Annotated in this window: 8 protein-coding genes and 1 pseudogene; 3 read left to right on the top strand and 6 right to left on the bottom strand. The window is 69.6% G+C overall.

The features are described from left to right. Positions 1 to 53 precede the first annotated feature (53 nt). The 3 genes from LXE91_RS36635 to LXE91_RS36625 all read right to left on the bottom strand — a co-directional run bounded on the left by LXE91_RS36635 (position 54) and on the right by LXE91_RS36625 (position 3,115). Positions 54 to 785: a transporter substrate-binding domain-containing protein gene (locus LXE91_RS36635; RefSeq protein ID WP_046197076.1), complete on the bottom strand. Its 732-nt coding sequence runs from the start codon at positions 783 to 785 to the stop codon at positions 54 to 56. A gap of 216 nt (positions 786 to 1,001) precedes the next feature. After that, positions 1,002 to 1,907: a LysR family transcriptional regulator gene (locus LXE91_RS36630; RefSeq protein ID WP_039362664.1), complete on the bottom strand. Its 906-nt coding sequence runs from the start codon at positions 1,905 to 1,907 to the stop codon at positions 1,002 to 1,004. Between the two features lie 287 nt (positions 1,908 to 2,194). Then, complete coding sequence (locus tag LXE91_RS36625; RefSeq protein ID WP_039362666.1) at positions 2,195 to 3,115, bottom strand: helix-turn-helix domain-containing protein; 921 nt, start codon at positions 3,113 to 3,115, stop codon at positions 2,195 to 2,197. 399 nt (positions 3,116 to 3,514) lie between these two features. Here LXE91_RS36625 and LXE91_RS36620 point away from each other — a divergent pair, with 399 nt between their 5' ends. From LXE91_RS36620 to LXE91_RS36610, 3 genes and pseudogenes are all read left to right on the top strand, one after another. After that, positions 3,515 to 6,631, top strand: a complete 3,117-nt coding sequence (locus LXE91_RS36620; RefSeq protein WP_039362668.1) for an ATP-binding protein — start codon at positions 3,515 to 3,517, stop codon at positions 6,629 to 6,631. 144 nt (positions 6,632 to 6,775) lie between these two features. Beyond that, a pseudogene (locus tag LXE91_RS36615) lies at positions 6,776 to 8,673 on the top strand (amidohydrolase). 74 nt (positions 8,674 to 8,747) lie between these two features. Then, the gene (locus LXE91_RS36610; protein WP_039362763.1) at positions 8,748 to 9,422 is read left to right on the top strand and encodes a phosphohydrolase; all 675 of its coding nucleotides are present in this window, start codon (positions 8,748 to 8,750) and stop codon (positions 9,420 to 9,422) included. Between the two features lie 94 nt (positions 9,423 to 9,516). Here the strand turns inward: LXE91_RS36610 and LXE91_RS36605 are convergent, their stop codons facing one another. The 3 genes from LXE91_RS36605 to LXE91_RS36595 all read right to left on the bottom strand — a co-directional run bounded on the left by LXE91_RS36605 (position 9,517) and on the right by LXE91_RS36595 (position 13,031). Further along, positions 9,517 to 10,629: an alkene reductase gene (locus tag LXE91_RS36605; RefSeq protein ID WP_039362670.1), complete on the bottom strand. Its 1,113-nt coding sequence runs from the start codon at positions 10,627 to 10,629 to the stop codon at positions 9,517 to 9,519. A gap of 89 nt (positions 10,630 to 10,718) precedes the next feature. Continuing rightward, positions 10,719 to 11,936 carry an MFS transporter gene (locus LXE91_RS36600; RefSeq protein WP_039362671.1) on the bottom strand — a complete coding sequence of 406 codons (1,218 nt, stop codon included), beginning with the start codon at positions 11,934 to 11,936 and terminating at the stop codon, positions 10,719 to 10,721. Between the two features lie 177 nt (positions 11,937 to 12,113). After that, positions 12,114 to 13,031, bottom strand: a complete 918-nt coding sequence (locus tag LXE91_RS36595) for a LysR family transcriptional regulator (protein WP_039362672.1) — start codon at positions 13,029 to 13,031, stop codon at positions 12,114 to 12,116. Positions 13,032 to 13,085 lie beyond the last annotated feature (54 nt).

Here is a 13,085-nt window from a genome sequence, read left to right as displayed (position 1 = left end):
CAGTCTCCCTGGCGCTACCGATCGGCCCCTGTCGACCGAGACCCCTCGCATATTCACCGCGCGAGAGCGGGATCGATCTCGTCCCGTGTTAAGCCGAATGCCGCCATCCTAGCTCGATGGTCCGGCGAACCCAAATAAGAACGAAGTTGCCTGTTTACCGCATTGAGCAGATCGCTGTTTTGTTGGTTAAATGAGAATGCTCCGAGCGGGGGGCCCTGCTGCTTACCATTCGTTCCCGGCTCATGCTGCACGGCCTCAAGCATTGAGCCTCCGATTCGATCCGCAACTATGCGATTTCCCAAGGCAGTGCTCGCATATGCGTCGATTGCGCCGGAGAGAACAGCATCAATGGCATCGGCCTGTTGCGCAAAGATGGCTATCTGGTCCTCGCTCACGCCCGCCGCTTTTGCTGAGTCGTGCTGAACCTGTCCGGCAATGATGCCAAGGCGGGCATCGGAGCGTTCGGCAAGTGCCGCATAGCTGTTGACGCCCTTCAGGTTTCCAGCACGAACCAGAAAGCCGTCTCCGATCCCCCATACAGGTACGCTGAACGCCACCGTCCTGGCGCGTTCAGGCGTAATGAAGAGCGGAACGTTCATATCCCAGCGTCCAGCTTCAACGCCGGGTAGCAGTTCACTGAACGTCGTCAGACGATGCTCGATCTGTGTGACGCCTATCGCCCGAAGAATTGCATCGGCCAATTCAATGTCAGCACCCGTAGCAGCCCCCCGGGGGTCCGTCCATCCAAAAGGGGGTTCGTCGATGTACGCAATCGTTACCTTCATCGCTATGTCTCGCGAAATGCGAACGGCCACCGAATCTGGAGCCGATTGGCGACGATTCTACCTATGCGCGCGGATGTCCCTTCATGGCCGAACCGAGCCACACAGCAACCCTAAAGCTGGCGCACCGGCTCCGACAACAACCTTGAAGTAACTTCACAGGTCAACGTTGAGCGAGGGAAATTCCAAGTAGAGTGAATCTCGACACCGTCGCTTCTGTCAGGGCTCCGTGCGCGCGAGCGATTCGACGAAATCGATGAACGCAGTCACGCGTTTCGAGCCGCGCTGGTTCGGCAGGTACAGGGCGGTGATCACCGAGCGCGCCGAGCCGGGCGTCACGTCGTACCGTTCGAACAACCGTTGCAGGCGGCCCGCTTCGATGTCCGCGCCGACCATCCAGTCAGGGAGCAGCGCGATGCCGGCGCCGTCGAGCGCGGCTTCGCGCAGCACCTCGCTGTGATTCGATTTCAGCCGGCCGGCGACGATCACGGGCGTCGTGCCCCGTGCATCGGCGAACGTCCACGCCTGCTGGTCGGCGCCGAAGTGAAAGCGCAGGCACGCGTGATCGACCAGCTCCCCCGGCGTCGCGGGTGTGCCGTGCGCGTCGAGGTAAGCGGGGCTCGCGACCACGTAGCGGCGGAACGTGCCGAGCGGTCGCGCGACGACGTCCGCGCTCGGCGCGGCATCGCCGAGCCGGATCGCGACGTCGATCCGCGCGCTCACCAGATCGACACGTTCGTCGGTCAACTGCAGGTCGACGTCGAGCTTCGGGTGGCGCGCGACGAACGCGGCGACGTGCGGCGCGATCCGGCGCAGCCCATAGGCGACCGGCACCGACACGCGCAGCGGGCCGGACGGCTCGTCGCCGCGATCGGCGACGAGCGCGTCGGCATCCGCGAGTTCCTCCAGCACGCGTTTCGCCCGCGCATAGTAGACGGCGCCCGCATCGGACAGTGTGACCTGCCGCGTCGTGCGGTTCAGCAGCACGGTGCCGAGCGATGCCTCGAGCGCGTCCACCGCGCGCACGACCGACGAAGCGGCGAGGTCGAGACGCCGGCCGGCGCTCGAGAAGCCGCCGGCTTCCGCGACTTCCACGAACGCGCGCAGCGCGGAGAATTTGTCCATCGGAATGCCCTTGTGCGTGTTGCAACGTCGCGTTGCATGCGGTTCGCATTCTAGCGCCGGGCGGCGCGGCCGCACGGGCTGTGCGTCGCCGCTTCAGCACGATTCAGGGTAGGGCGGGCACCATCGGCGGCGCTGGAGCGCGGCCGTCCGCGCGGCATCTCGTGCTGCCGTGCGTGGCATCCTGCTCGAAGTCAGGCGCGTGCACCATGTGTCACGGGCAAGACACGAACATCCATTGAGCAATCGGCCGGACGATCGGTGCGTACGATCGCGACCACGCAGAGGCTTCAGCGCGAGCGTGCTCGCCGCCACGCGCCGGGCGGATGGCCGACGATCCGCGCGAAGACGCGGTTCAGGTGGCTCTGGTCCGCAAAGCCGCACGCGATCGCGATGTCGGCGAGCGTCATGTCGGATGTCTCGATCAGTTCGCGGGCACGCGTCACGCGCTGTTCGAGCAGCCACTGGTGCGGCGTGCGGCCGGTGGTGCGCGAGAACGCGCGGATGAAGTAGCCGCGCGACAGGTCGCATTCGGCCGCCACTTCCTCGATCGATACGCCGAGATCCGCCTTTTCCAGCAACAGCTCCTGCGCGAGCGCCAGTTTCGCCGGCGACAGGCTGCCCTTGTGGTCGAGTTCGGGCGCGCGCGCGTTGCCGTAACGGCGCACGAGGTGCGTGCCGATCGCGAGCCCCACCTGCTCGATGAACAGCGCGTTCAGCGGGCCGGGCGCGTCGAGGCTGCCGGCCACCGCGTGCGCGAGGTGGCCGAGCACCGGATCGCGCACGTCGGGGCGGCACGTGAGGCCGCCGATTGCCTGCCCGCCGTGCTCCGGGCCGACGCGCTCGAGATACGCGTGCGGCAGCTCGACCAGCACGAAGTCGAAGTTGCCGTACAGGTCCGCATGGAAGTGGCGCGAGAAATCGCGAATGTAGATCGAGTGATGCTGGAACCGGCGCTCGCTCGCGCCGGCGCGCCCGTAGAGCGTGCGACGATGGCCGGCGGCCAGCGACACGCCGACCAGGAAGCCGCGGTCGCACGCGGGCATGTCGATGTGCTCCACGTGCGCTTCGCGCATGCATTTGCGGTGAAGCCGCAGGCCGCCGGTGGCGGTCTCGACGTCCTTCGCCAGCAAGCTGGCCACGCAACCGAGTGTGTCCTTCGGCGGTGGCGGCGGGGATACCGCCGGCGCTGCGGTAACGGAGTCTGACATGGAATTCCCGGGCAAGTGACTCGGCGCGCGAAATGGCGAGTCCAGTTTAGCGACGCATGTGAACATTCAAAATGAATTTGCACAAACGTCCGCTCGCGAATCTGACGAAATGCTTTCAATGACGGCGCGCGGCCGCCGCATCGCCCGTCACGACAGGCGTGCGCGCGGCCCGGAAGAGTATAGCGCCCCACTTTTACATGCAAGCGAATGCGCCGATCGCGTGATCCGGTTGCCGCCCCACAGCGCATTTTCCTTCAAGATTTTCGTCGCGCCCCCGTCTACACTCAGGCCGTCATTGAACATTGTCCGGCCGGCGCCACGGTGCGCCGGGGCCGGACATCCTGCCGGGTGGACTGCCGCGTTCACCGGGCGGTCATCCTGAGGGACCCGGAGGCGGCCATGATCCAGATCGGAACGTTGTCGGTGGATTTCGAGCAGCGCGACATTCGCCGTCAGGGCGCGTCGCTGCGCATCGGTGCACGCGCGCTCGACATTCTCGAAGTGCTGCACCGCGCGAGCGGGTCGGTCGTGTCGAAAGACGACATCATGGACGCGGTCTGGCCGGGGCTGATCGTCGAGGAAAACCGCCTTCAGGTGCACGTGGCGACGCTGCGCAAGGCGCTCGGCACGAGCCGCGATCTGATCAAGACGGTGCCCGGGCGCGGCTACCTGCTGGTCGCGTGCGCGTCGCCCGGCCCGGAACGCCCGCCCGCGGCTGACGCGCCGGCCGCGGTGCCGGCCGATGCCCACGCGTCGTCGCCGCCCGCGCCGCTCGTCGGACGCGACACCGAAATCGCGCAGATCGTCGAGATGCTCGAACGCACGCCGGTCGTCACGCTCGTCGGCGCGGGCGGGATCGGCAAGACGAGCCTCGCCGTACGCGTGGCCCACGCGGTGCGTAGCCGCTCGCGCGAGCGCGTGCTGTTCGTGGAGCTGGCGCGTGCGGGGACGCGCGCCGACATGCTGATCGCCCTCGCGGCCGAGCTCGGCCTGGACACGCAGCGCGTGCCCGCCATCGAGGACATCGGCGCCGCATTCGCGGCGTCGCGCTACCTGCTCGTGCTCGACAATGCCGAGCACATCGTCGATCTCGTCGCGAGCCTCGTCGAAACGCTGACGTCGTGCGCCGGCTCGCTGCGCGTACTCGTGACGAGCCGCGAGCCGCTGCATATCTCGGCCGAAGCGGTGCTGCGCATGAGCCCGCTTGCGGTGCCCGGCGACGACGCGCGCCCCGACGAGATCGTTCGTTGTTCCGCCGTCGAGCTGTTCCTGGAACGGGTTCGCACGGCTGCGCCGGATTGTCCGGTCGACGAAGCCGGCATGCGGCTGATCGCCGATATCTGCCGGCGGCTCGACGGGCTGCCGCTCGCGATCGAACTGGCCGCGGCACGCGTCGCGACGCTCGGGCTCGCGGTCGTCGCGTCGCGGCTGGACGACCGGCTGAACCTGCTGACCGGCGGGCTGCGCTCGGCGCTGCCGCGTCATCAGACGCTGCGAGCGACGTTCGACTGGAGCTACGTGCTGCTCGACGCGGGCGCGCGTGCGCTGTTCCGCCGGATGGGATGCTTCATCGGGCCGTTTACGTTCGATGCCGCGCACGCGGTCGCCACCGAGCCCGGCACGTCGGCCGCGGACATGATCGCGGTGCTCGGCGAACTGGTCGCGAAGTCGCTGGTGACCGTCGAGTTCCACGGCGCCTATGCGCGATACCGGCTGACCGAATCGACGCGCGCGTATGCGCTGGAAAAACTGCACAACGAGGGCGAGTTCGAGCGCATCGCGGCGCGTCACGCACGGTACGAGCATGAGCAGGGGCACGAACGCGAGCACGGGCACGAGCACGCGGCGGCGAACGTGGACGCCGCGCGGCGCGACGATGTGGTCGCCGAAGCACCGAACGACGGATCAACGGATGTGGTCGCGGAAGCACCGAACGACGCATCGGCGGATGTGGTTGCCGAAGCACCGAACGATGAATCGGCGGATGTAGTCGCCGAAGCACCGAACGACGCACCAGCGGATGGGGTCGCCGTAGTACTGAACGACGCACCAGCTGATGCGGTCACGCAAGCGCCGAACGACGCACCAGCCGACGCATCAACCGACGCGCTCGCCCTGGCCGCCGACGAAACGCCCGTGCCCGAAGCCGACCTCCTGGCGCGCGCGCTGCTGGAGCCGGCACGGATGCACGAATGCGCGGCGCGGGCGCGCCAGGTGCTCGACGCATTCGACACGGCCGCGGCCGACCCCGTTGATGCCGCGCGTGAGATGCGGTTGCGCGCGGCCTGCGCGTCGGCGTTGCTGCATACGGACGGCGATGCCATGGCCGCGGCCGCGATGTGGGACCGCACGCTCGGCCTTGCCGCCCATGTCGGCGATGCTACGTTCGATGCGCGCGCGCTGGTCGGGCTGTGGAATACGATGCTGACGCTGTCGGACATTCACGAATCGCTGCGCTACGCGACACGCTTCGAGCGCGCGGCCGAGCGGCGCGGCGACCGCTCGCAGCGGCTCCTGGCCAACGCGATGGTCGCCACGTCGCTGCACTATTTCGGCGAGCACGCGCAGGCGCGCGAGCGGCTCGAAGCGGCGACGGCCGAACTCGGCGAGGTGGGCGAACCGCCGTGCGCGCAGGCAGCGCTCGGCGTCGACATGACGACGCTCGCGCGCACGATGCTCACGCGGCTCGTGTGGATGCAGGGCGACCCCGACCATGCGATGCGCATCGCCGCGCAAGCGGTCGAGTGCGCGCGCCGCGGCCCGTCCGCGCTCGCGCTGTGCGTGGTGCTGGGCGCGGCTGCCGTGCCGATCGCACTGCGCTACGGCGACCACGACATCACGTCCGACTATCTCGCGACGCTGCGCACGACCGCGAGTGCGCACGGCTTCGACATCTGGCGCAATCACGCGGAATGCCTGACCGGCCAGTTCGACATCCAGGCCGGTCATCCCGGCGCGGGCCTCGCGCGGCTTGAACCCGCGCTGCGGCGTGTCGAGGCGAGCGGGTTCCGGCGCCTGCTCGCCCCGTTGAACGTCGCGTATGCGGAGGGTCTCGTGCGCGTCGGCCGCGCAGGCGAGGCGCGTACGCGGCTCGATGCGACGCTCGCGCGCTGCCGCGCGCACGGCGAGCATCTGTTCGTGCCGGAACTGCTGCGCGTGACGGGCGTCGCGATGCTCGAACAGGCACGGATCGCGGCCCCCGACGTCGCGCTCGCGTACGAAGCCGATGGCCATCGTCATCTGCAGATGGCGATCCAGACCGCGAACGGGCAGGGCGCGTCGATGTGGGCGCTGCGCGGCGCGCTGGATCTCGCCGATCACCTGATCGAGCGAGGGCGCACCGCGCACGCGTCGACGCTGGTCGCCGGCGTCGCGCGGCACTTCGATCCGCATTCGCGCGCCCATGATGTGCGGCGCTTGCTGCGCGTGCAGAATTTCGTCCGCCAGGACATGCCGCCGCCGTCCCGCACGCCTGCGCGCCACGACGCCGCCGACGCGGCGCAGCAGGCCGCATAGCGATGCGCGAGTTCCAGGCAACCGCGCGACTGCGCGATCGCGGCATGCGTGCCGATGCGGTCGACGCAGCGGGTTTCCGTCGTTCGACGATGCGACGCACGCGCGGCGCGGCGCGGCGTGCGCGTGCGCACGGGAGGCCCGACGGTGCTTAGAGCGACGGAACCCGCGCGCGCGGCGGACCTCGTCGTCTTCAACGGCAAGATTGCGACCCAGGACGAGCAGCGCTCGTTCGTCAGCGCACTTGCGGTGAAGGACGGGCGCATCGTCGCGACCGGCGACGATCGCGACGTGCTGCGTCATGCGCACGGCGACACGACCTGCATCGACCTGAACGGCCGCACGGTGATCCCCGGGCTCGTCGACGCGCACCTGCAGGCCATCCGCGGCGGCGCGAACTTCAACCTGGAGTTGCGCTGGGACGGCGTGCCGTCGCTCGCCGCCGCGCTCGACCTGCTGCATCGGCAGGCCTTGCGCACGCCTGCGCCGCACTGGGTACGCGTGGGCGGCGGCTGGACCGCGCTGCAGTTCGCGGAGAAGCGCGGCCCGACGGTGGCCGAGCTCAATGCGATCGCACCCGATACGCCGGTGTTCGTCCAGCATCTCGGCGACAGCGCGTGGCTGAATGCGGCCGCGCTGCGCGCGATCGGCTACGGGCGCGACACGCCCGATCCGCCGGGCGGCGAATTGCGGCGCGACCGCCATGGGCGGCCGACCGGGCTGCTGCTCGCGCGCCCGGACCCGGCCGTGCTGGCCGCGGCGCTCGCGCATGCGCCGGTGCTCGGCGCGGCCGACCGGGTCAACTCGACGCGGCAGTTCATGCGCGCGCTGAACCGCGTGGGCGTGACGAGCGCGATCGACGCCGGGGGTGACGGTCTGGCGTATCCGGACGATTACGCGGCGGTCATCGCGCTTGCACGCCGCGGCGAACTGACGACGCGCATCGCGTACGCACTGGGCGCACGGCACGCCGGCCGGGAAATCGACGACTTCGCGCAGTGGATTGCGCTGACCTCGCCCGGCGACGGCGATGCGTTCCTGCGCGCGAACGGCGCGGGCGCGCGGCTGCTGTTTTCGGCGGTCGATCTGGGGAATTTTCTCGACCCGCGCACCGAACTGCCCGCGTCGGTCGACGCGGAACTGACCGCCGTCGTCCGGCTGCTGGTCCGCCACCGCTGGCCGTTCCGGCTGCATGCGACCTACGACGAGACGATCGGCCGCTTCCTCGACGTGTTCGAGGCGGTGAACCGCGATACGCCGTTCGCCGGGCTGCGCTGGTGTTTCGACCGGTGCGAGACGATGTCGGATGCGAACATCGCGCGCGTGGCGGCGCTGGGCGGCGGCGTGACCGTGCAGCCGCGCATGGCGTTCCAGGGCGAGGCGTTCATCGCGCGCGACGGTGCGGCCGCGGCGACGCGCGCGCCGCCGATCCGCGCGATGCTCGCGGCCGGGTTGCCGGTCGGGGCAGGCTCCGGCGCGCTGGATGCGGCGAGCTACAACCCGTTCGTCGCGCTGCACTGGATGGTGTCGGGGCGCAGCGTCGGCGGCACCGTGCTGTATCCGCCGCGCAACCGGCTCGGCCGGATGGAGGCGCTGCGCTGCTATACGGTCGGCAGCGCGTGGTTCTCCGCCGACGAGCATCGCAAGGGGGCGCTGGTGCCCGGCCATTACGCGGATTTCGCGGTGCTCAGCGACGACTATTTCACGATCGACACGCCGCGCATCCCGCAGCTGTCGTCGGTGCTGACGATCGTCGACGGGAAGGTCGTGCATGCGGAGCGGGAATACGCGTCGCTCGCGCCGCCGCCGCCGCCCGTCAGCCCCGGATGGTCGCCGGTCGCCGATGGCGGCGGCACGCCTGAAGCCGGCGCGAACGGGCATGGCAGCCCGCGCGCATCGGCGGCGGGCGACGCATGCATGAACCCCGGCACCGATGCGTGCCGGGCACGCGGCCCAGGCGCCGCTTCGCGCGGCCGCGCCATCCGACGGCCTGCGCGGCCGGCGACCGCTGCGACGCGTGCGGCCGCCGCTGCGTCGCGTGCTAGCCGGCACGCACCCCATCGCGCGGCATGGCCTTGAACGATTTTTCGTCCCGTGCGCGGGACAGAAAGGAGACACGATGAACGTTGCGCACACACGCGCACCGTCGACCGGCGACGAAGTGGCCGGCGTCAGCATTCCGCGCACGACGCTTGCGGTCGAGGCGGCCGACGCGGCGCGTGCAGCGTTGCCTGCCGCGCTCGCCGATCATGCCGCGCGCGTGTTCGTGTTCGCGTCGCTCGCCGCGCGGCGTGCAGGCGAAGGGTGCGATGCCGATGCGCTGTACGTCGCCGCGATGTACGCGAACATGGGGCTGAGCCCCGCTTACTGCCGCTCGCCCGAGCGTTACGAGCTCGACGGCGCGGATGCCGCGCGCGCGCTGCTGGTGCGGCATCGGCGCGCACGCAGCATGCGCGACGACGTCTGGCACGCGATCGCGCTGCATACGACGCCCGGTGTGGCCGAGCGCGCGTCGCCGCTCGCCCGCGCGCTGGCACGCGCCGTGTCGACGGATTTGATGGCAACCGATTTCGACAGCTACACCGCCGACGAGCGTACCGCGCTGCTCGCGGCTTACCCGCGCGGCAGCGGATTTCGCGAAACCTTCCTTGCCGCGGTCGCGCGCGGCGTCGAGCATCGGCCGCAGTCGACTTTCGGCACGTGGAGCGCCGACGTGCTCGAACGCGCGGATCCGGATTTCCAGCGGCCGAATTTCTGCGGGCGCGTGCTGGGGGCGCGGTGGAGCGACGCGTGACGGCGCCATTGCATCGAGCGGGAATCGGCCGCGCAGGCCGAGGTATCGCGACGGGGTGCGCGACGCCCCGTGCCGTGCGCGGCGCAACCGCCGGCTACGCGGGCGATCCGGCCGCGTCGTGCCGCGCATAGTCGACGTATCCCGCGCGGTCGCCGCCGTACCAGCCGACGGTTTTCGGTTCCGCGAGCGGGGCGCGTGCCGCGAGGCGTTCGACGAGATCGGGGTTCGCGATATAGGCGCGTGCGAACGCGACGAGATCGGCGTCGCGCGCGTCGATCAACGCGTTTGCCGCGTCCGGTGAAATGCCGCCGTTGACGATCAGCGTGCCGCCGAACGACCGGCGCGCGTGCTCGACGATGCGCGGCAGATCGGGCTCGCCGCTCCAGCCGTTGGTGTCGGCCGCGTGCAGATAGGCGACACCCGCGTCGTCGAGCATCCGGCCGACGTACGCGAGCGTCGCATCCGGATCGGCATCGCGCACGTTGTTGTACTTCGCGTACGGCGAGATCCGCACGCCGACGCGGCCGAGCGGCATCACGCCGCCGACCGCGTCGATGATTTCCGCAAGAAAGCGCGCGCGGTTCGCGAGCGAGCCGCCGTAGCGATCGTCGCGGCGGTTCAGCGTCGACGACAGGAACTGGTGCGGCAGGTAGCCGTTGGCCGCATGGATCTCGACGCCGTCGAAGCCGGCGGCCATCGCGCGCGTGGCCGCTTGCCGGAATTCATCGACGGCCGCGACGACTTCGTCGGTCGTCATTGCGCGCGACGGCGTCGCGTGAATCTTCGTGTAGTAGCCGTTCTGCAACTGTGCCCATACCTGCAGCTGTTCGAGGTCGTCGTTCACGCCGGACGGCGACAGCGGCGCGGCGCCGCCGAGCAGCGTCAGCGAGCTGACGCGCCCGCCGTGCCACAGTTGCGCGAAAATGCGCCCGCCGCGCGCATGCACGGCATCGGTGACGACCTTCCAGCCGGCGGCTTGCGCATCGTCGACGAGCCCCGGTGTCAGCTCGAATGCGGCGGACGCGCGGCTGACGTTGGTCGCCTCGGTCACGATCAGGCCGGCCGACGCGCGCTGCGCGTAGTACTCGGCCATCAGTTCGGTGGGCAGCCCGCGCGACGGCGCGCGCGAGCGCGTCATCGGCCCCATCACGACGCGGTTCGGCAGCGCGAGGCCGCGCAGATCATAGGCACTGAGCAGGGAAGACATGATGGACTCCTTTTCTTCGGCGTGGAGCGGGGCGGCAACGCGCCCCGCGAACGAATCGGTTTGAAGTTTGAAGGGGGCGGCGGCGGGATTCAGCCGAGTGCGTGACGTTGCGCGTGCGGCCGGCCGACGAGCAGGTAGTGCGCGAGCGCGACGATCGGGAACGCACCGGCCACCGCCGCGACGAGCGTCCACCCGCCATGCTCGTAGAGCGGGCTTGCGAGCGCGGAGCCCACGGCGCCGCCGACGAAGATGCTCGTCATGTACAGCGCGTTCAGCCGGTTGCGGCTTGCCGCGTGCAGCGCGTAGATCTCGCGCTGGCCGAGCACCATGTTCATCTGCACCGCGAAGTCGAGCACGATGCCGGTCACGACGAGCCCGTACAGGCCGGTGCCGTGCACGAACCCGATCGCGTACGACAGCGTGCCGGCGACCAGCGCGATCAGCGTCGCGCGCACCGTGTGGCCGGCGTCCGCGAGGCGCCCGGCCACCGGTGCCGACGTCGCGCCGATCGCCCCGACCAGCGCGAACAGGCCGATGGCCGACTGCGACAGTCCGTAGTGACGCGTCAGCTCGACCGGCACGGCGGTCCAGAACAGGCTGAACGACGCGAACATCAGGCCCTGGTAGAACGCGCGATGGCGCAGGACGGGCATCGTGCGAACCAGCTGCAGCAGCGAGCCGATCAGCTCGAAATAGGTCGCGCGATGGTCGGGTTGGCGCTGCGGAATCGTCAGCGCGAGCACGGCCGTGACGAGCGTCATCAGCACGGCAGCCGCCGCGAACACGAAACGCCAGCCGAACGCGTCGGCCACGACGCTCGACAGCGGGCGGGCCAGCAGGATGCCGAGCAGCAGCCCGCTCATGATCGTGCCGACCACGCGGCCGCGCGAATGATCCGGCGCGAGATGCGCGGCGAGCGGCACGAGGATCTGCACGGCCACCGAGCTGAAGCCGATCAGCAGCGAAATCGCGAGAAAGAGCCCGGGTGTGCGCACGAACGCCGCCGCGGCGAGGCTTGCAATCGACACGACGGCCGTCACGATCATCAGCTTGCGGTTCTCGAGCAGGTCGCCGAGCGGCACGATGAAGAACAGGCCGAGTGCATAGCCGATCTGCGTCAACGACACGATCAGGCTCGCCGTGCCGCCGGACATGTGCAGGCCCGGCGCGATGAGTTCCGTGATCGGCTGCGCGTAGTACAGGTTCGCGACGATCGCGCCGCAGCTGAATGCGAACAGCAGGATCAACCCCTGCGTGAGTTGGGTGCCGTGCGCAGGCTGCGCGTGCGGCGTTGAATCTGCTGACATGGTGGGCTCCTTGGGAAGAGAGAGGTGGGTCACCGTGTCGCCGCGCCTGCATGGCGTTCGCCGGGCGCGCGATACGGTGCACCGCGTTGCCGCCCATACTATTGGCCGGTCGATAAAACCGGAACCGGGCCGCCGCGCAATCGAGCGTTGCGCGGCACGCAAAGGTGCCGCGCCCGGTCAGCCGCGCTTGCCCTGCAGCGTCGGAATCTGCTCGAACAGGCCCGCGAGCCAGTCGACGAACACCTTGAGCTTGACGGGCACGTGGCGATTGGGCGGATACAGCACCGAGATCGGCCGGGCCGGCGCGTTGAAATCCGTCAGCACCTCGCGCAGCCGTCCCGATTTCAGATAAGGCTCGACGAGGTACAGCGACGTCTTGATCAGGCCGATGCCCGCGACGCCGCACTCGATGTAGTTGTCCGCATCGTTGACGGCGACCGTGCCGCACATCTGCACGACGCGCGGCTCGCCGTCGACGACGTAGTCCCACACGCGGGGGCGCCCGGTATCGGCCGAGATGTGGCTGACCGCCACGTGCTGCGCGAGGTCGTCGACCGTCTCCGGCTCGCCGAACCGTGCCAGGTACGCGGGCGACGCGCACGTGCAGGTGGTCAGGCTGCCGATGCGGCGCGCAATCATCCCCGAGTCGTCGAGCGCGCCGATGCGCACCACGCAGTCGACGCCTTCGCCGACGAGATCGATCTGCCGGTCGGTCACGCCGAGTTCGATCATGATGCCGGGGTGGGCGTCGAGGAATGCGGGCAGCGCGGGCACCACGACCTGCTTGGCCATCGCCGGCGGCAGGTTCACCTTCAGCCGGCCGCGCGGCACGTTGCGCGCCTGCGAGACCGACGCTTCCATGTCGTCGATTTCGCGCAGCACCGCGACGGAACGTTCGTAGTACGCCTGGCCGTCCTCGGTCAGCGAGATGCGGCGCGTCGTGCGGTTCAGCAGCCGGCAGCCCAGGTGCTGCTCGAGCGCGCTGAGCAGCGCGGACACGCGCGGCGTCGTGAGGCCGGTCGTGTCGGAGGCGCGCGTGAAGCTGCCGGTTTCGACGATGCGCGTGAACACGCGCATCGAAAGCAAGGTATCCATCGTCGGAAGTTCTCCAGCCTGTCTGCATGCGGCGCCGGTGCGTGCCGGCGCCGT

This window comes from Burkholderia contaminans (genome assembly GCF_029633825.1).
Taxonomy (GTDB): Bacteria; Pseudomonadota; Gammaproteobacteria; order Burkholderiales; family Burkholderiaceae; genus Burkholderia; species Burkholderia contaminans.
Note: the sequence above shows the minus strand (reverse complement) of the source record. Positions and strands in the feature narration are given on the sequence as shown.

Excerpts from the sequence above, each read along its gene's own strand:
- LXE91_RS36635 (WP_046197076.1), bottom strand. The coding sequence starts at position 785 with ATGAAGGTAACGATTGCGTACATCGACGAACCCCCTTTTGGATGGACG.
- LXE91_RS36630 (WP_039362664.1), bottom strand. The coding sequence starts at position 1,907 with ATGGACAAATTCTCCGCGCTGCGCGCGTTCGTGGAAGTCGCGGAAGCC.
- LXE91_RS36595 (WP_039362672.1), bottom strand. The coding sequence starts at position 13,031 with ATGGATACCTTGCTTTCGATGCGCGTGTTCACGCGCATCGTCGAAACC.
- LXE91_RS36600 (WP_039362671.1), bottom strand. The coding sequence starts at position 11,936 with ATGTCAGCAGATTCAACGCCGCACGCGCAGCCTGCGCACGGCACCCAA.
- LXE91_RS36610 (WP_039362763.1), top strand. The coding sequence starts at position 8,748 with ATGAACGTTGCGCACACACGCGCACCGTCGACCGGCGACGAAGTGGCC.
- LXE91_RS36605 (WP_039362670.1), bottom strand. The coding sequence starts at position 10,629 with ATGTCTTCCCTGCTCAGTGCCTATGATCTGCGCGGCCTCGCGCTGCCG.
- LXE91_RS36620 (WP_039362668.1), top strand. The coding sequence starts at position 3,515 with ATGATCCAGATCGGAACGTTGTCGGTGGATTTCGAGCAGCGCGACATT.
- LXE91_RS36625 (WP_039362666.1), bottom strand. The coding sequence starts at position 3,115 with ATGTCAGACTCCGTTACCGCAGCGCCGGCGGTATCCCCGCCGCCACCG.